The 16,840-nt window shown below is 60.5% G+C and carries 17 protein-coding genes; 10 read left to right on the plus strand and 7 right to left on the minus strand.

Annotation, left to right across the window (positions count from 1 at the left end; all coding sequences use genetic code 11):
- The 4 genes from ACSSV3_RS12390 to ACSSV3_RS12405 all read left to right on the plus strand — a co-directional run.
- On the plus strand, window positions 1-498 hold a 498-nt coding region (locus tag ACSSV3_RS12390), incomplete at its 5' end, for an acyl-CoA dehydrogenase family protein (RefSeq protein WP_354326300.1).
- 107 nt (window positions 499-605) lie between these two features.
- Complete coding sequence (locus ACSSV3_RS12395; RefSeq protein ID WP_354326301.1) at window positions 606-908, plus strand: FtsB family cell division protein; 303 nt, start codon at window positions 606-608, stop codon at window positions 906-908.
- A gap of 144 nt (window positions 909-1,052) precedes the next feature.
- The gene (pdhA, locus tag ACSSV3_RS12400) at window positions 1,053-2,138 is read left to right on the plus strand and encodes a pyruvate dehydrogenase (acetyl-transferring) E1 component subunit alpha (protein WP_354326302.1); all 1,086 of its coding nucleotides are present in this window, start codon (window positions 1,053-1,055) and stop codon (window positions 2,136-2,138) included.
- Window positions 2,139-2,141: 3 nt separating this feature from the next.
- Window positions 2,142-3,497: a pyruvate dehydrogenase complex E1 component subunit beta gene (locus tag ACSSV3_RS12405; RefSeq protein WP_354326303.1), complete on the plus strand. Its 1,356-nt coding sequence runs from the start codon at window positions 2,142-2,144 to the stop codon at window positions 3,495-3,497.
- 54 nt (window positions 3,498-3,551) lie between these two features.
- On the opposite strand, the gene ACSSV3_RS12410 is transcribed toward ACSSV3_RS12405, so the two are convergent.
- Genes ACSSV3_RS12410 through ACSSV3_RS12420 form a run of 3 tightly spaced genes read right to left on the minus strand, consistent with a single transcriptional unit; the run spans window position 3,552 to window position 5,694 of the window.
- A complete protein-coding gene (locus ACSSV3_RS12410; RefSeq protein WP_354326305.1) occupies window positions 3,552-4,016 on the minus strand; it encodes a TadE/TadG family type IV pilus assembly protein in 465 nt (154 codons plus the stop codon).
- A complete protein-coding gene (locus ACSSV3_RS12415; RefSeq protein WP_354326307.1) occupies window positions 4,013-4,465 on the minus strand; it encodes a TadE/TadG family type IV pilus assembly protein in 453 nt (150 codons plus the stop codon). The genes ACSSV3_RS12410 and ACSSV3_RS12415 overlap by 4 nt, the downstream gene beginning before the upstream one ends.
- Before the next feature lie 2 nt (window positions 4,466-4,467).
- Window positions 4,468-5,694: a Tad domain-containing protein gene (locus tag ACSSV3_RS12420; RefSeq protein WP_354326308.1), complete on the minus strand. Its 1,227-nt coding sequence runs from the start codon at window positions 5,692-5,694 to the stop codon at window positions 4,468-4,470.
- 371 nt (window positions 5,695-6,065) lie between these two features.
- On the opposite strand from ACSSV3_RS12420, the gene ACSSV3_RS12425 reads away from it, so the two are divergent.
- Together ACSSV3_RS12425 and ACSSV3_RS12430 are read left to right on the plus strand one after the other, a co-directional pair.
- Window positions 6,066-6,725: a squalene/phytoene synthase family protein gene (locus ACSSV3_RS12425; RefSeq protein WP_354326310.1), complete on the plus strand. Its 660-nt coding sequence runs from the start codon at window positions 6,066-6,068 to the stop codon at window positions 6,723-6,725.
- A 43-nt stretch (window positions 6,726-6,768) separates the two neighbouring features.
- Window positions 6,769-7,233, plus strand: a complete 465-nt coding sequence (locus tag ACSSV3_RS12430) for an EF-hand domain-containing protein (protein ID WP_354326312.1) — start codon at window positions 6,769-6,771, stop codon at window positions 7,231-7,233.
- Window positions 7,234-7,306: 73 nt separating this feature from the next.
- On the opposite strand, the gene trmFO is transcribed toward ACSSV3_RS12430, so the two are convergent.
- A complete protein-coding gene (gene trmFO, locus ACSSV3_RS12435) occupies window positions 7,307-8,692 on the minus strand; it encodes a methylenetetrahydrofolate--tRNA-(uracil(54)-C(5))-methyltransferase (FADH(2)-oxidizing) TrmFO (protein ID WP_354326314.1) in 1,386 nt (461 codons plus the stop codon).
- 101 nt (window positions 8,693-8,793) lie between these two features.
- Between trmFO and ACSSV3_RS12440 the strand changes: the two genes are divergently transcribed.
- Window positions 8,794-9,459 carry a lysoplasmalogenase family protein gene (locus ACSSV3_RS12440; RefSeq protein WP_354326316.1) on the plus strand — a complete coding sequence of 222 codons (666 nt, stop codon included), beginning with the start codon at window positions 8,794-8,796 and terminating at the stop codon, window positions 9,457-9,459.
- A 45-nt stretch (window positions 9,460-9,504) separates the two neighbouring features.
- Here the strand turns inward: ACSSV3_RS12440 and gyrA are convergent, their stop codons facing one another.
- Window positions 9,505-12,294 carry a DNA gyrase subunit A gene (gene gyrA / locus ACSSV3_RS12445; protein WP_354326318.1) on the minus strand — a complete coding sequence of 930 codons (2,790 nt, stop codon included), beginning with the start codon at window positions 12,292-12,294 and terminating at the stop codon, window positions 9,505-9,507.
- 328 nt (window positions 12,295-12,622) lie between these two features.
- Here gyrA and ACSSV3_RS12450 point away from each other — a divergent pair, with 328 nt between their 5' ends.
- Entirely contained in the window at window positions 12,623-14,014 is a 1,392-nt protein-coding gene (locus ACSSV3_RS12450; RefSeq protein ID WP_354326319.1) for a hypothetical protein, read from the plus strand.
- Between the two features lie 87 nt (window positions 14,015-14,101).
- On the opposite strand, the gene ACSSV3_RS12455 is transcribed toward ACSSV3_RS12450, so the two are convergent.
- Window positions 14,102-14,842 carry an NYN domain-containing protein gene (locus tag ACSSV3_RS12455; protein WP_354326321.1) on the minus strand — a complete coding sequence of 247 codons (741 nt, stop codon included), beginning with the start codon at window positions 14,840-14,842 and terminating at the stop codon, window positions 14,102-14,104.
- A gap of 103 nt (window positions 14,843-14,945) precedes the next feature.
- Between ACSSV3_RS12455 and lipA the strand changes: the two genes are divergently transcribed.
- Both lipA and ACSSV3_RS12465 read left to right on the plus strand, forming a co-directional pair.
- Complete coding sequence (gene lipA, locus ACSSV3_RS12460) at window positions 14,946-15,905, plus strand: lipoyl synthase (protein ID WP_354326323.1); 960 nt, start codon at window positions 14,946-14,948, stop codon at window positions 15,903-15,905.
- Window positions 15,905-16,366 (plus strand): type II toxin-antitoxin system RatA family toxin, encoded by a 462-nt coding sequence (locus ACSSV3_RS12465; protein WP_354326325.1) that lies wholly within the window; start codon window positions 15,905-15,907, stop codon window positions 16,364-16,366. Before lipA ends, ACSSV3_RS12465 begins: the two co-directional genes overlap by 1 nt.
- On the opposite strand, the gene ACSSV3_RS12470 is transcribed toward ACSSV3_RS12465, so the two are convergent.
- Window positions 16,327-16,839 carry a CinA family protein gene (locus ACSSV3_RS12470; RefSeq protein ID WP_354326327.1) on the minus strand — a complete coding sequence of 171 codons (513 nt, stop codon included), beginning with the start codon at window positions 16,837-16,839 and terminating at the stop codon, window positions 16,327-16,329. The two genes, ACSSV3_RS12465 and ACSSV3_RS12470, sit on opposite strands and share 40 nt — an antisense overlap.
- Window position 16,840 lies beyond the last annotated feature (1 nt).

Consider the following 16,840-nt stretch of genomic DNA (forward strand, 5'->3'; position numbering starts at 1 on the left):
CCCGCATCGGCCTTGGTGGGCGAAGAGGGGAAGGGGTTCCGCTACATCCTGTCAGGCATGAACGCCGAACGCATCCTGATCGCGGCGGAATGCATTGGCGATGCCAAATGGTTCATCGAAAAAGCCACCGCCTACGCCAAAGACCGCAGCGTGTTCGCGCGGCCCATCGGCCAGAATCAGGGCGTGCAGTTCCCGATCGCGCGCTGCTATGCGCAGATGCGCGCGGCGGAACTGATGGTGCACCACGCTGCGCAGACCTATGATGAGGGCGGTAATCCCGGTGCGGAAGCCAACATGGCCAAACTGCTTGCCTCCGAAGCCAGCTGGGCCGCAGCCGACATGTGTGTGCAGACCTTCGGCGGGTTCGGTTTTGCCGAGGAATATGACGTCGAACGCAAGTTCCGCGAGGCGCGGCTTTATACCGTCGCTCCGATCTCTACCAACCTCATCCTGTCCTATCTTGCCGAACATGTGCTCGGCCTGCCGCGCTCTTACTGAAATCGGGCCAATTTGCATGGATTTGTGCTCATGGCAGCGCAATGTTCTTGCAGCGGAGCGGCAAGTGTGATTCTGTGGGCAAAGCGGCAAGGGGGAACGAGCCAGTAATGCGTAACGTCGGATCCGGCGAAAGACTGAAACAGGCAGCGGCGCTGATAGCGCTGGTGCTGCTGACGGGCTTTGCTGTGGCTGGCCCGACCGGGCTGCTCGCCTGGAGCGAGAACGTGTCCGCGCTCGATCAACGTGAAGCACAAATTGCTGACCTCACTGCACAGCGTGATGCCATGCGCAACCGGGTAATGCTACTCGATCCCGAAGCGGCTGATCCTGATCTGGCGAGCGAGTTGGTGCGCGAACAATTGGGCGTGATGCGTGAGGACGAAATCGTTATCACGCTCGAAGACGAGTAGCTCAACCCGCCCCGCAATCCGCTGATTTCGTATGCGCTGGGCACTTCCGCTACGGCTTGGCGTTGCGCCCTGCATATTTCCCCGCCTATAGCGAGGTGATGCGCTTCTCCTCCCCATGAGTGCGCCACAGAGAGGAACCCGATCTTGGCCAAGCAGCCTGCAAAGCCGTCCTCAGCGGCAAAAAAGACCGCCCGCGCGGCGGACGACACCGAATTCATGCTCCATTCGTTGCAAGACGCGTTCGAAGCGAAGAAACGCTACGCGGCGAGCGATGCGGAGATGATGGAATTCTACCGCCAGATGCTGCTGATCCGGCGGTTTGAGGAGAAGGCGGGGCAGCTTTACGGACTCGGGCTGATCGGCGGATTCTGCCATCTCTATATCGGGCAGGAAGCGGTCGCGATCGGGCTGCAATCGGCGCTCGATAATGATCGCGACAGCGTGATCACCGGCTACCGCGATCACGGCCATATGCTCGCCTACGGGATCGATCCCAAGGTGATCATGGCGGAACTGACCGGGCGCGAAGCCGGGATTTCCAAGGGCAAGGGCGGCTCGATGCATATGTTCAGCACCGAGCATAAGTTTTACGGCGGGCACGGCATCGTCGGCGCGCAGGTGGCGCTGGGCGGGGGTCTCGCACTGGCGCATCAATACAACGAAGATGGCGGCATCTGCCTTGCCTATTTTGGCGATGGTGCGGCCAATCAGGGGCAGGTTTACGAAACCTTCAACATGGCGGCCTTGTGGAAGCTGCCGATCGTGTTTGTGGTTGAGGACAACCAATATGCGATGGGCACCGCCAGCAAGCGGTCATCGGCGGAAACCCGTTTTTCTCGCCGCGGCACTGCGTTCCGCATTCCGGGGATGGAGGTGAACGGCATGGACGTGCTCGAAGTGCGCGCCGCTGCCGAAGTCGCCTTCGCCCACGTGCGCGCTGGCAACGGCCCGGTGCTGATGGAATGCAACACCTATCGTTATCGCGGGCATTCGATGTCCGACCCGGCCAAGTACCGCACCCGCGAGGAAGTGCAGGAACAGCGCGACCACCACGATCCGATCGAGGGCTTGAAGAAAACCCTGATCGAGGGCGGCAAAACCGAGGATGAATTGAAAGCAATCGACAAGGCGATCCGCGCGGAAGTCGCTGGCGCGGCAGATTTCGCCGAGAATTCGCCAGAACCGACACCGGGTGAACTTTACACCGATGTGCTGGTGGAGGAGTATTGAGCCATGGCGATTGAACTGAAAATGCCGGCCCTGTCGCCGACGATGGAGCAGGGCACGCTCGCCAAATGGCTCAAGGCCGAAGGCGACCGGATCGAACCGGGCGACATTATTGCCGAGATCGAAACCGACAAGGCAACGATGGAGTTTGAAGCCATCGACGAAGGTGTGTTGTCGAAGATCATGATCGCGGCGGGCACCGAGGATGTCGCGGTCGGCACGGTGATTGCGCTGATCGAGGTGGAAGGGGAGGAGGCCTCTCCAGCGCCCGCTCCTGCAAAATCGGACACGCCTGCACCCGCGCCTGCTCCCAAGGCTGAAAAGCCCGCACCGGCACCCGCAACCGCTGCCAAAGACCCTGCCATCCCGGAAGGCACCAGCTTCATCAGCACCACGGTGCGTGAGGCATTGCGCGATGCGATGGCCGAAGAAATGCGCAGCGATCCCCGCGTGTTCGTGATGGGTGAGGAAGTCGCCGAATATCAGGGCGCATACAAGGTCACGCAAGGCTTGCTCGCCGAATTCGGGCCGAAGCGGGTGATCGACACGCCGATCACCGAATATGGCTTTGCCGGGATCGGCACCGGCGCGGCGATGGGCGGATTGCGCCCGATTGTCGAATTCATGACTTTTAACTTCGCCATGCAGGCGATTGATCATATTATCAATTCTGCCGCCAAGACCAATTATATGTCGGGTGGCCAGATGCGCTGTCCGATCGTGTTTCGCGGCCCCAACGGTGCTGCCAGCCGCGTCGGCGCGCAGCACAGCCAGAATTATGGCCCGTGGTATGCCAGCGTCCCCGGCCTGATCGTCATCGCGCCCTTTGATGCCGCCGACGCCAAGGGGCTGATGAAGGCCGCGATCCGGTGTGAAGACCCGGTCGTGTTCCTCGAAAACGAGCTGGTCTATGGCCGCAGCTTCGATGTGCCGGATATGGATGATTACGTGCTGCCGATTGGCAAGGCGCGGATCATTCGTGAAGGCAAGGACGTCACCATCGTCAGCTATTCGATCGGGGTCGGCATGGCGCTCGAAGCGGCGCAGACACTGGCGGGTGAAGGCATTGATGCTGAGGTGATCGACCTTCGCACGCTACGTCCGCTCGACAAGCAGGCGGTGCTCACCAGCCTTGCCAAGACCAACCGGTTGATCATCGCCGAGGAAGGCTGGCCGACCTGTTCGATCGCCAGCGAGGTGATTTCGATCTGCATGGAGGAAGGGTTCGACCACCTCGATGCACCGGTGCTCAGGGTGTGCAACGAAGACGTGCCGCTACCGTATGCCGCCAACCTTGAAAAGTTGGCGCTAATCGATGCGGCCCGCATTGCCGAGGCAGCCCGCAAGGTGTGCTACATTTAAGTGAACGGATTATTGAAAGCCGGTGCGCCGCCGGGGTTTGATCCCGGTGGTGGCTTATGCTTCGTCGACCACCCAGACCGAGCGGGAATAAGTGATCACGCTCAGCGGCAGCTCCACCCCCGGTATGAAATCGGTCAGCTGGTAACGCAGTTCCATATCGATCTCGGTCGCGCCGGTAACGCGGCTTACGTCTGACCGGTCGATGAGAATTTCGAGCCGGTCAGAGTCGAGCAGATAGGGCGAATTGGTCGACATCCCGAGCAATACAGAGCGGATCTGTTCGTCGCTCAGGATGTTCTGCTTTTGCGATTCGACCATCACATGCCGAGCCGAATCCGATGCAAGCGACTGCACCGCGTTGTAATTCTGCAAATATATCCCGACCTGCAGCACCCCGATCAGCATCATGAGGAATAGCGGCCCCAACAGCGCAAATTCAATAATCGCTGCGCCGCTTTGCGAGCGAATAAGACGGTGGGCCACCGAGCTTGCGGGTTTACCTGACATACGCATCATCATGACACCTGCACCCTGCGTTCGACCGAGAAGGTAATCGGTGACCCGATTCCCATATAGGTCCAGGTCGGTTGGTACTCTTCGGTAATATTAACAAGGATGTAAGACGACACGACGTCGTCAGAATCGCACATGGTTGCATTGGCAACGAGGGCGTCTTCAACACCGCAGCGGTAAAGCTGGGTCATGGTAACATCTTCGGCCGACAGATTGACCGATTCCTGCACGATCTCCTTGATCGTTTCGACATTGGTCGTTGCACCCTGGTTTGTTGCAAGGATGATGATCTCGCTTTCATTGGCGACACTTTGCAATTCGTGCTGGCGTGCGACGATGGTTCCGGTCTCGGCAATGCCGAGCGTCATCAGGATCAACACGGGGGCGACAAAGGCGGTCTCGATCGCGAAAGACCCGCGCCGATCCCTGACGATGCGTTGGAACAGCCCGGCCATGATCAAGCCACCATCCGTACGAGCGGCAATGCCGTGCCAGCATTGGTGGCATCATCAATCGGGCAAAGCGTTTCGAGGAACGCATTACCGAGGATTTTGATGGTGTAGGCGGATATCTGGAGGCACTGCGCAGCCACGTTCGCGGTGCCGTTTACCCGAAGATCGCCATCGGGAAGATAGATCAGCCCTTCGATCAGCGAATTGGAATTGCCGTTGAAGATGTGCTCTCCCGAGGCGTTGTTGTCGCGGTGTTCGAACACCAGGAAACCAGCGAGTTCGTCTGCTCGCGATGCGTAGGGAGTGCCCACGAAATCGGCGGCGGTCATCGGTGACAGGCTGATGGCGTTGGCATTACCCATGCCGCCAAGTTTCAACGTGGCACCGTTCTTCAACACGAACATTACCCCGCTGCCCGTAACCGACGCATTGTGGGTAAGATCAAGCTCTCCCCCGTCGATCACGTAGATCCCGCGGGCAAAGGTCGTGTTGCATGTTATGCGCAGGCCGCGATAGGTGCCCGGCAGCAGCGATGCCTGCTGGTTCTGACCCTTTCCGGTGCAGTTATATGAGCGCGGCGTGTCGTTGGTGGGCGGCTCGATATCAGCATAGGCATCGCTTAGCCCCCGCACGTTTTCGGCGATAATCCCTTGGTGGTCTGGGTCGGTCGAATTTACTGTCCCGCAAGCCGCGATTGAGTCGGTCTCGACGTTAGCCGACCCATCGATCACCACCGCGTCATCGTCGCAAGAAAGCGCGGCCAAGCCGCAGCGTGCGCGGATGGTCGCATTCCCGCCGATGTCTGTGCCAGTGCCATCTTCGCGAAGTGAAATCAGGCAGGCGTTGAAGGACATGCCGGCCTGAAAGATCGCCTGAGCGCGAACGCTTACCGTTGCGGCACTGCCTGTAAGAAAGCTCGAGAATGGCAGGAGGCGCGTGGCGCTCGCTGCGACGACGACGCTGTTCTGCGATCCACCGGCAAAATCGGCACGCAGGATTGTGGGGTCGGACGCAAAGTCTCTGACAACGCCAAGGTTGCCATCATATTCCTGCTCTGCGCGAACGGCGTAATTGCCGGCGCTGTCAGGATTGGACAGGGCCCAGGCACCCGAATAGGCGGCCTGATCAACCGCGTGCTGCAGTTCGCGTTTCCACATGTACCATTGCGCGGTGTCAACCGCCAAGCCGGCACCACCGATCAACGCCGGAAGCCCCGTCGCCACGATGATCAAGGCGTTGCCACTCGTGCAAGCCTTCAGTTTCGAAACCAGGTTTCCTAGAAACGTCATCCTTGAGCCTCCTGTAATGCGTGGGACATGCTGATCTTCGCTGGCTTGGCAGGTGCCAGAAAAATCGAATAAAGGGCGTGCAACCCTACTTTTCCGCCCCATCGCACATGTCCTTTCCGTGGCATTCCGTGCCAGAGCGGCCCGGGATCTCCAGAAACATTGCATCGCCATAAGGCACCACGGTAAGCGGATTGCGAAAGAGCATGGTTAGCAGGGTGTTAATGGCGCTTTCCGGCTTTTCTGTTTGCCTTGGCGTCCCGCAAAGAGACAGTTTGCTTGCCACTGGCGAAAGGGGGCGGCTAGGCGCACAGGAGATGACTGACGACCGCCTTGATCCTATCCCGCCTGAGGCAGATTTGGCGCTGGCGTGGAGCCCGGCAAAGCTTCGCGGGCCGTTAACCACAGCCTTTCAGCTTGATCGGCGACTTGCCCGGATTGTTGCCCACACGACCGAACCGATGTTGGGGCAGATGCGGCTCGCCTGGTGGCGCGAGGCGCTGGCCAAGCCGCCGTCAGAGCGACCGCGCGGGGATGCCGTGCTGGATGCGATTGCGGAGCATTGGGCCGGGCGTGAGGCGGCGTTGATCGCGATGGTCGATGGCTGGGAAGTGCTGGTGACTGCCGAGCAGCTTGGCCCGTTGGAAGTCGAGGCGTTTGGGACGCAGCGTGCGGCGTTTTTCAATGCCTTGCACGATGATCGCAGTCGCGTTGACCATGATAGCGTTGCGGCGGCGGCATCCCGCTGGGCGATTGCGGATGCGGCCGCGGGTGTGTCTGACGGCTCAGAACGGGCATTGCTGATCGAAGCTGGTCTGGCGCGGGCCGGAGAAGGCGGGCGCTTACCCCGCGAACTGCGCGGCCTTGCTGTGCTCGATGCGCTGGCGCTGCGGGCACTGCGGCGTGGCGGGCGGCCGCTGATGGAAGGGCGGGGCGCGTCGCTGGCGGCTTTGCGGGCGGCTATCTTTCTGCGCTGACTACGTATAATACCGTAGTAAATCAGCAACAAGGGGCAGATCGTTGCGCGAAGCCGTTGTCGGAGTGTTTGCGGGGCTTGCCCTTGCCGGGGTGGGGGTATTCTGGTGGCAGGGCCGTGCGGCAGTAGAAGCCAACGCCCCGCCGCCGCCGTCGCCCGAAGCACCTGCGCCCGGCCCTGAAAGCCTGCCGATCACCGATCCGGGCGCAATGGAAGGCCCTACGCCGCCCGAACCCAGCGAACTCACGCGCGAGGAGCAGCGGTTCTTCCGTTACGACCGCAACCGCGACCGGCTGATCACCCGCAACGAGATGCTTTCGACCCGGTCAGATGCGTTCCGCGCACTGGATGTCGATGGCAACAACCTGCTGACCTTTGAGGAATGGGCGGTGACGACCGTAAACCGTTTTGAAGGCGCCGACGCCGATGGCAACGGGCGGCTCACCCCGCGCGAATTTGCCACCACCGCGCCCAAACCGGCGGCAAAGAAGCCCGCCTGCAAGTGTTGATTCTTCAGCGTTTGCGAATCCCCGCGCTGGCGGGGACCTCGGGCGGTTGTGCGATTTTGCCGGAGATCCCCGCCTACGCGGGGATTCGCTCCTGCTGCTGGGCAATCCAGCGTGCCAGATCGGCCTTGGCGCGGTTAGTATAGGCTTCCTTGCGCACTTTCTTGCCGACATCGTGGAGCGGCAGGAACAGCCCGAAATTGACGTTCATCGGCTGAAACGTGCTCGCCTCGGCATCGCCTGTGATGTGGCTGAGCAGCGCGCCCATCGCGGTGGTCGCAGGCAGCGGCTGCCAATTGCGCCCGGCCAGTTCAGCCGCGGCCATCATCCCTGCAACCAGCCCGATGGCCGCGCTTTCTACATAGCCTTCGCAGCCCGTGACCTGCCCGGCAAAGCGGATGTGCGGCGCGGCGCGCAGTCGCAGTTGGCGGTCGAGCACCTGCGGCGAATTGAGGAAGGTGTTGCGGTGCAAACCGCCCAGCCGTGCAAATTCGGCGTTTTCCAGCCCCGGAATGGTGCGGAACAGCTCAATCTGAGCGGCATATTTCAGCTTGGTCTGAAAACCCACCATGTTCCACAGCGTGCCCAGCTTGTTGTCCTGCCGCAGCTGCACCACCGCATAGGGCCAGCGCCCCTGCGGAAATTCCGGGGTAGTATCGAACGGGTTATCCAGCCCCACACCCTTCATCGGGCCATAGCGCAGCGTTTCCACCCCGCGCATCGCCATCACCTCGATCGGCATGCAGCCATCGAAATAGGGCGTGTCCTTTTCCCACTGCTTGAACTCGGTCTTCTCGCCTTCGATCAACCCCCGATGGAAGGCGAGGTATTGTTCCTGCGACATCGGGCAGTTGATGTAATCGCCGCCTTCGTTCGATGCATCGGTGCGTTTGTTCCAGCGCGACTGGATCCAGCATTTGCTCATGTCGATGCTATCGTGGTGGATGATCGGGGCGATGGCGTCGAAAAAGGCCAGCCGTTCGCTGCCCGTCGCCTGCACGATGCTCGCGGCAAGCGCCTCGGCCGTCAACGGCCCGGTGGCGACGATGGTAAGGCCGCTGGCGGGTAGGGCATCCACCCGCTCACGCAGGATGGTGACATTGGGGTGTTCTTGCAGGGCTTTTTCAACCTCGGCCGAGAACACATCGCGATCCACTGCCATTGCACTGCCCGCAGGCACCCGCGCGATATGGCCGGCGCGCATGATCAGGCTGTCCAGCGCGCGCATTTCATGGTGCAGCAGGCCAACCGCGTTCTTTTCATCATCGTCCGAGCGGAACGAATTGGAACACACCATTTCGGCCAGGCCATCGGTCTGGTGCGCCGGGGTCATCGTGCCGCTGCCGCGCATCTCTGAAAGGCGCACCTTAAACCCGCGCTGCGCCAGCTGCCACGCCGCCTCGCTTCCCGCGAGCCCGCCGCCGATAATGTGCACATCGTGATTTGCTGGTATCGCGCTCATGGCAGCGCAGGTAATTGCGTGATAGCGCGCCTGCAAGTCAAACCGACAGGATTGGGCCGGCAGGATCGGGCCGGCAGGATCGGGACAGGGGAAGGGCGAGAATGGCGAAACGGGCATTGATCGAACAGAGGCCGTGGCTGTTGGCGAGCATCGCGGCGGCGACTGCGTTCTATTTCCTGCGCGATAATCCGGTGGGTGAGGGGACGTGGGGGCTCCTTGTCAAAGGCGCGGCGGCTGGCCTGCTTGCGATCTATGTATTTATGCGGATGCCGCATGACCGACGCGGTCTTGATGGCGGATTGCTGGTGCTGGCGTTGGTGCTGGCGGCGGCGGGCGACATGGCGATCGAACTTGATCTGATCGCGGGCGGCGCGTTCTTTGCCGCTTCCCATGGCGTCGCTGTGGCGCTTTACCTGCGCAACCTGCGAGCGCGCCCTTCGCCAAGCCAGCGGATGCTGGGGCTGGTCTTGCTGATCGCCACCCCTTTGGTGAGCTATTTCCTCAGCGGGCAGGTGAATGTCGCGATTTATGCGGCCTTTCTGGGCGTAATGGCGGCGGCGGCGTGGAGCAGCCGTTTCCCGCGCTACCGGGTCGGGATGGGCGCAGTGCTGTTTGTGATCAGCAACTGGCTGATTTTTTCGCGACTGGGCCAGTTCGATCTGGGCGTGTTGCCCGATCTGCTGATCTGGCCGACCTATTACGCCGGGCAGGTGATGATCGCGACCGGGATCGTGCAATGCCTGCGCGGTGAACAGCCCGTAAGATAAAAGCACGGGCTGTTCGCATGGTGGGCCTGCGCGGCGAGAAGCCCGTCAGGTTGCGGGCGGCTCACTCTCGCTCGACATTTCGGCGGCGATGGCTTCCTCTGCGGGGTTTTCCGGTTCTGCGCTCTCATCAATCAACGCAGCGCCAACGATATGTTCACCCTTGGCCACGTCAAAAATGCGGACGCCTGACGAACTGCGCCCGCTGATCGAAAAGCCTTTGAGGTTTTCAAACCCGTCTTCGACCAGATGGCGCAGATCAATCCCCAGCCGGATCAGTTTGGCCTGATCAGTGACTAGCATCAGCTGCGAACCGTGGCGCACCGGGAAACTCGCCACCACCGGGCCGTTGCGTTCCGGATTGCTGTCAGGCGTGCCGATATTGGTGATCCCCTGGCCGCCGCGCGACGTGGTGCGATATTCGTAGGCCGAGGAAATCTTGCCATAACCATTGGCCGTGAGGGTGAGAATGAACTCTTCCCCATCCGCCATTGCCGCCATTTGCTCGGCAGGCAGGGTGGGGACCGCATCGTTGTTTTTCCACGCGGCGGCGCGCAAATAGGCCTCGCGCGTCTCCATATCGGCGGTCAGCGGATCGAGCACCGCCATGCTCACCACCTTGGCGCCGCCTTTCAAGGCCATGCCGCGCACGCCGATACCGGTGCGGCTTTTGGTTTCGCGCGCATCGGTGGCGGAAAAACGGATCGCCTTGCCGCTATCACTGGCGAGGAAAATCTGCTGGTCTTCGGTGAGCAATTGCACCCCGATCAGCCGATCACCCGATCCTTCGACAAAGCCCATCGCGTATTTGCCCGCGGTCGGCACATTGGTGAAGGCGTCCATCGAATTGCGCCGCACCATGCCGCGCTCGGTCGCGAACACGATGTTGAGATTGGCCCATGATGCCTCATCCTCCGGCAGCGGCAGAACGTTGGTGACACGCTCGTCCTCGCCCAAGGGGAGCAGGTTGACCATCGGGCGGCCCTTGGTCTGCGGCCCGCCTTCAGGCAGCTTCCATACCTTCATGCGGTACACGCGCCCGGTATTGGTGAAAAACAGAACGGGGTTGTGGGTGCTGGTGACGAACAGTTCGACCACCGCGTCTTCATCCTTGGTCGCCATGCCGCTGCGGCCCTTGCCGCCGCGCGCCTGCGCCCGGAAAGTGTTGAGCGTGGTGCGTTTGATATAGCCATCATGCGTGACGGTGACGACCATCTCCTCACGCTCGATCAGGTCTTCGTCTTCCAGACCATCCCAAGCGGGGGCGATTTCCGACAGGCGCGGGGTGGCGTAGGTAGCGCGGATTTCCGCCAGTTCTTCGCGCATCACGGCGTAAAGTTTGACCCGGTCGCCAAGGATCGCAAGATATCCCTCGATCGACAGCGCCAGGCCCTTCAATTCATCACCGATTTCGTCGCGGCCCAGCGCGGTCAGGCGGTGCAGGCGCAGTTCGAGGATCGCCTTCACCTGCCGTTCGGACAGGCAATAGGTGCCGCCTGCCTGATCGGCGTCAGGCTCAATCGCTTCGACCAGCCGGATATATTGCGCAATATCGCCAATCGGCCATTCCTTCGCCAGCAAGCGCGCGCGCGCTGCGGCGGGGTTGGGCGCGCTGCGGATCATCGCCACCACTTCGTCAAGGTTGGAAACCGCGACCACCAGACCCAGCAACAGATGCGCCCGCTCACGCGCCTTGGCGAGTTCATACTTGGTGCGCCGGGTGATCACTTCCTCGCGGAAGGTGATGAAAGCCGCGATAAAATCGCGCAACATCAGCGTTTCGGGCCGCCCCCCGCGGATGGCCAGCATATTGGCGGGGAAGGATGATTGCGCGGGCGTGTGCCGCCAGATCTGGTTGAGCACCACATCGGGCGTTGCATCACGTTTGAGGTCGACCACCACCCGCACGCCTTCGCGCGAGGATTCGTCGCGGATATCGACAACCCCTTCGATCCGCTTGTCCTTGGCCGCCTCAGCAATTTTCTCGACAAGGTTGTTCTTGCCGACCTGAAACGGGATTGAGGTGAAGACGATGCTCTGCCGGTCATTGCGCCCGGTTTCAATCTCGTGGCGACAGCGCATCAGGATCGACCCGCGCCCGGTGGTATAGGCCGAGCGTGCGCCGTGGGTGCCGAGGATCAGCGGCGCAGTGGGAAAATCGGGGCCGGGGATATAGGCGATCAGTTCTTCGGACGTGATCGCCGGATTGTCCATATAGGCAAAGCAGGCATCGATCACTTCGCCAAGGTTGTGTGGCGGCACATTGGTTGCCATGCCAACCGCGATCCCGCCCGCGCCGTTGACCAGCAGATTGGGGAAACGCGCCGGCAGAACGCTCGGCTCCTTGCGGCTGCCGTCGTAGTTTTCGACAAAATCGACGGTATCCTTGTCGAGATCATCAAGCAGGCTGTTCGCCACCCGCGCCAGCCGTGCCTCGGTATAGCGCATTGACGCTGGCGGATCGGGGTCCATCGAACCGAAATTGCCCTGCCCGTCGATCAAGGGCACCCGCATCGACCACGGCTGCGTCATCCGGGCGAGCGCATCGTAAATCGCGCTATCGCCGTGCGGGTGGTAATTGCCCATCACGTCGCCAACGATCTTGGCGCTCTTGCGGTAAGGTTTGCCCGCGACGAAGCCGCCTTCCTGGCTGGCGAACAGGATGCGGCGGTGCACCGGCTTCAACCCGTCGCGCACATCGGGCAGCGCGCGGCTGACGATCACGCTCATCGCGTAATCGAGATAGCTCGATTTCATTTCATCGACGATATCGATGCGTTCAAACCCCCCCATCGGGGAAGGAACGGGGGAATCGAGGATTTCACTGTCGTCGCTCAAGGGTGGTGCCGTTTCTGTTGGTGTTCTTCTGGACGTATTAGGGAGCCGCTGTGGCGGCAATGACCGCGAGGGGCCATGCAATAGTCTCTATCTAGGCCTGCGCCCGCGCTTTCGCCACCTTCGGAGACGAACACAGCGCGAACAGCGTGCATTTTTCCACATTTGCAAGCGGCTGAACGGGAGCACATACCACCATTCAAAGGCCGTTCAGCACGGACTGCCTAGCGGGAATTGCAAATCTGGCGTGAGCCGTCCAAAGGCTGCCTAGGAGATTCAGGCGGCACCCTGGCCAAATCGGTGCAATGCTGCCCTACAATTGGAGGATGCTGTGACCACTTTGTTTTCGCCCCACCGTCGTTCCCTTGGCTTTGCCCGGCAATTTGCGCTCGCACTCGCACTTGCCAGCGGCACCGCGTTATTGGCTGTGCCGGGCTTCACCGACGCGGCCCATGCGCAGAAGAAAAAGAAGGATGACAAGAAAGAGGAAGCGAAGGCGGCCTATTCCAAGGAATTCGTCGCTGCTTATCAGCCTATTGACGCCGCGATCAAGGCAGAAGGAGCGGATTTTGCCGCGCTTAAACCGCAGATCCTTGCGATGGTGCCGCTGGCAGTGTCGTCCGATGAAAAGCAGGCGCTGGGTGGAATGATCTTCAACGCTGCGATTCTCGGCAAGGATCTGCCGATGCAGTTGCAGGGCGTGGAAATGATGCTTGATAGCGACAATATCCAGCCCGCTGAACAGGGCCGCTTTAATCTGGTCGCGTTTCAGATTGCTTCCAATCTGAACCAGCACGAAAAAGCGCGCACCTATCTGCAGCGTGCCATTGATCTCAACTATACCAGTGCAAACGTCAGCATGGCTGATTTGCAGATGAACATGGCTGAAACCTATTTCAGCGATGATCTTTATTCCGAAGGACTGGCCTATCTCAGTTCGGCGATTGCCCAGCGCAAGGAACAGGCCCTGCCTGTCGATGAACGGTGGTACAAGCGCGGGGTAGCGATCGCTTACACCAACGAAATCGTGCCGCAGGTTTATGATTTCGTTTCGGATTGGGTGGGCGATTATCCAACTCCGGAAAACTGGCGCGACGGGGTGAACCTCACGCGCAATCTCAACGATTTTGATCCGCAAGTGCTGCTTGACCTGCTGCGGCTTGGTAAGAAGGTGGGCACGCTCACGGAAAAGAGCGATTACATTTATTACATCGAAGCCGCTGATTCCCGTCGCCTGCCGCTGGAGGTCAAGGAACTGATCGATAGCGCTTATTCAAGCGGCATCATCCCCAAGGGTTCGGATAGCTTTGTTGATGAACAGTACCGGATCGCATCCGGACGCATTGCCGCTGATCGGGCCGATCTGCCGGCGCTCGAACGTGATGCTGGCGCGGCGTCGGCGCAGATGCGGACGGTGTTGGCAGCGGGCGATGCGTTCCTGAACTATGGTGAATATGCCAAGGCGGTGCGGTTTTATGAAAAGAGCCTTTCGCTCCCCGGCGTTGACCGCAATCTCGCACTGACGCGGCTCGGCATTGCCCAGATTGCGATGGGTGATGCGGCTGCGGCCAGCCAAAATCTTGCCAAGGTGGAAGGCGTGCGCATTCCTGTTGCCAGACTGTGGGGATCCTATGCGGCGCAGCTGTTGAAAGATTCCGCCGCGCCTCAAGACGTTGCGACCGAAGGCAGCTTGGCAACAGAGACCCCGGCCACGGTCAGCTGACCACTCAGGTAACAGTCCCTGACCTTGAACCGAGCGCTGGATGACGAATCCGGCGCTCTTTTCGTATGCAGCGGCAGGCGCAGGCGATCAGCGCAGCCGTTTGACGTAAACCTGCCCGTCGGCCCGCCGTTCAAGCTTGAAATTGCCGAGCGAGGCAAACAGGTCGGACAATCGTTTGAACCCGTAATTGCGCACATCGAAGCTGGAGCGGTTTCCAGCGATCTGCCCCACCTGTTGCAGCAGGGCATAGCCTTCGTCATCGCGTTTGGCTTCGGAATAGGCAGCGGTAATAAGCTCAAGCAATTCGTCATCGACAGCGCTACTGCTGTCCGCGGCAGCGCGGGCTGCGGTGTCAGCCTTTGCCCCCGGCTTGTCAGCGGCGTAGCTGGCGATCAACTGCTTGATTTCGATGAAGCGGGTGCAAACCGATTTGAATGCCAGCGGCGTCTTTTCCTCGCCAAAGCCGTAAACGATAATTCCGTCCTGCCGCAGCCGCGTGACCAGCGGGGTAAAATCGCTGTCAGAGGTCATGAGCCCGAACCCGTCAACCTTGCCCTGATAAAGCAGGTCGATCGCATCGATCGTCATCGCCATATCGGTCGCATTTTTGCCCTTGGACACGTCAAACTGCTGTTGTGGGCGGATGCCGTACTTGTTGCTGATTTCACCCCAGCGGGACAGGTTATCCTTGGCAAAATTGCCATAGGCACGGCGAATATTGACCTGCCCCAGTTCGGCCATCACGGTCAGCACCGGGTCGATCCCTTCCGGGGTTGTATTGTCCGCATCGATGAGCAGGGCGATGTTCTTGAGCGTTGAATGGGCCATAGTCCCGATATGCAGCGACTGATGCGCATCGACAAGCGGCGTATTTGCCCGATGAACCCGCACCTGCTTGCGGGACTCGGTTCGCGCTCCTAAATGGCAGGGCATGAACGATCTCTCCAGCCAGCCGCAGCCCGACCAGCAATCCGATCGCCCCGCACGTCAGCGAAAGCCTGACTGGATCCGCGTGCGTGCGCCGGTGAGCGAGGGGTATCACGAAACCCGGCGGCTAATGCGCGAACTGAACCTCAATACCGTGTGTGAGGAAGCCGCCTGCCCCAATATCGGTGAGTGCTGGACGAAAAAGCACGCCACCGTGATGATTCTCGGCGATGTTTGCACGCGCGCCTGCGCGTTTTGCAACGTAAAGACCGGGATGCCGCGCGCGGTCGATTCGATGGAGCCGGAAAACACCGCCATTGCCGCCGCGAAGATGGGGTTGGAACATATCGTCATCACCTCGGTGGACCGCGATGATCTGCCCGATGGCGGCGCGTCACAGTTCGTCAAGGTGATCGAGGCGCTACGCCGCAATACGCCCAACACCACCATCGAAATCCTGACGCCGGATTTCCGCGGCAAAATGCGCCGCGCGGTTGAGGCTATTTGTGAAGCAGGACCAGATGTTTACAATCATAACCTCGAAACGGTGCCACGTCTCTATCCGACCATCCGGCCAGGCGCGCGCTATTATGCATCGCTGCGGTTGCTGGAAGAGGTGAAGGCGCACAACCCGCTGATCTTCACCAAATCGGGGATCATGCTGGGGCTGGGCGAACAGCGGCTCGAAGTGCATCAGGTGATGGACGATATGCGGTCGGCCGAAGTCGATTTCATCACCATGGGCCAATATCTCCAGCCCACGCCCAAGCACGCCAATGTCGAGGAATTCGTCACCCCCAAGGCCTTCGCCGCTTACGGCGCGATTGCGCGGGCCAAAGGGTTCCTGCAAGTCGCATCCAGCCCGCTTACCCGTTCAAGTTATCATGCGGGTGATGATTTCGCGGTAATGCGCGCCGCACGAGAAGAAAAGCTGACGCGGGCGGCTGCGAAAGCCGGGGCATAATGCCGGGCATTCATGAAACCCGGCGGCTGCCGTATAGCGCGCAGCAGATGTTCGATCTGGTCGCAGATGTTGGCCGCTATGGCGAATTTCTGCCGTGGGTAATTGCGACGCGGGTGCGATCGAATACCGAAACCGAACTGGTTGCCGATATGGTGGTCGGGTTCAAATCGTTGCGCGAAACCTTCACGTCGCGCGTGGCCAAGGATCGGCCCCACAAGATTGCGGTGCATTATGTTGATGGCCCGCTAAGCGATCTCGACAATGTCTGGACGTTCCGTGCGGTGGACGATCACACCTGCGAAATCGATTTTCTGGTCGAATTCACCTTCAAAAACCGCCTGTTCGAAAAAATTGCCGGGCAATATTTCGACCGCGCGTTCCGCAAGATGGTCGAAGCGTTCGAGGCCCGCGCCGCGCAGCTTTACGGCAACAGCAGTTCCAGCGCGCAAAGCGTCGCCTGATGGCGAATGGTGGCGCGGCCATCGGGGCCTTCGCCGCCTTCGAAGAACTTAAGCTCGCCATCGGGTTCGCTATCAGCATCGCGGATCACGCGGGCGAATACGACAGTGCCGACCGGCTTGTGCAAGGTTCCGCCACCCGGCCCGGCCACGCCGCTGACCGCAACCGCCACATCTGCGTTTGATCGTTCGAGCACACCTTTGGCCATCGCCCAGACGCACGCCACTGACACCGCGCCAAAGGTTTCGATGATGTCGCTGGCAACGCCAAGCATCTCCATCTTGGCTTCATTGGAATAGGTCACAAAGCCGCGATCCAGCACAGAGGAGGAGCCAGCGATTTCGGTCAAGGCTCCGGCCACCAACCCGCCCGTGCAGCTTTCCGCGATCGCCACCGTGCGCCCGGCGGCGGCATTTTCTGCCACAACCTTGGCGGCAAGCGCGGTGATATCATCGGGCAACAGCGTTAAGGGCATT

This window comes from Porphyrobacter sp. MBR-49, from assembly GCF_053628655.1.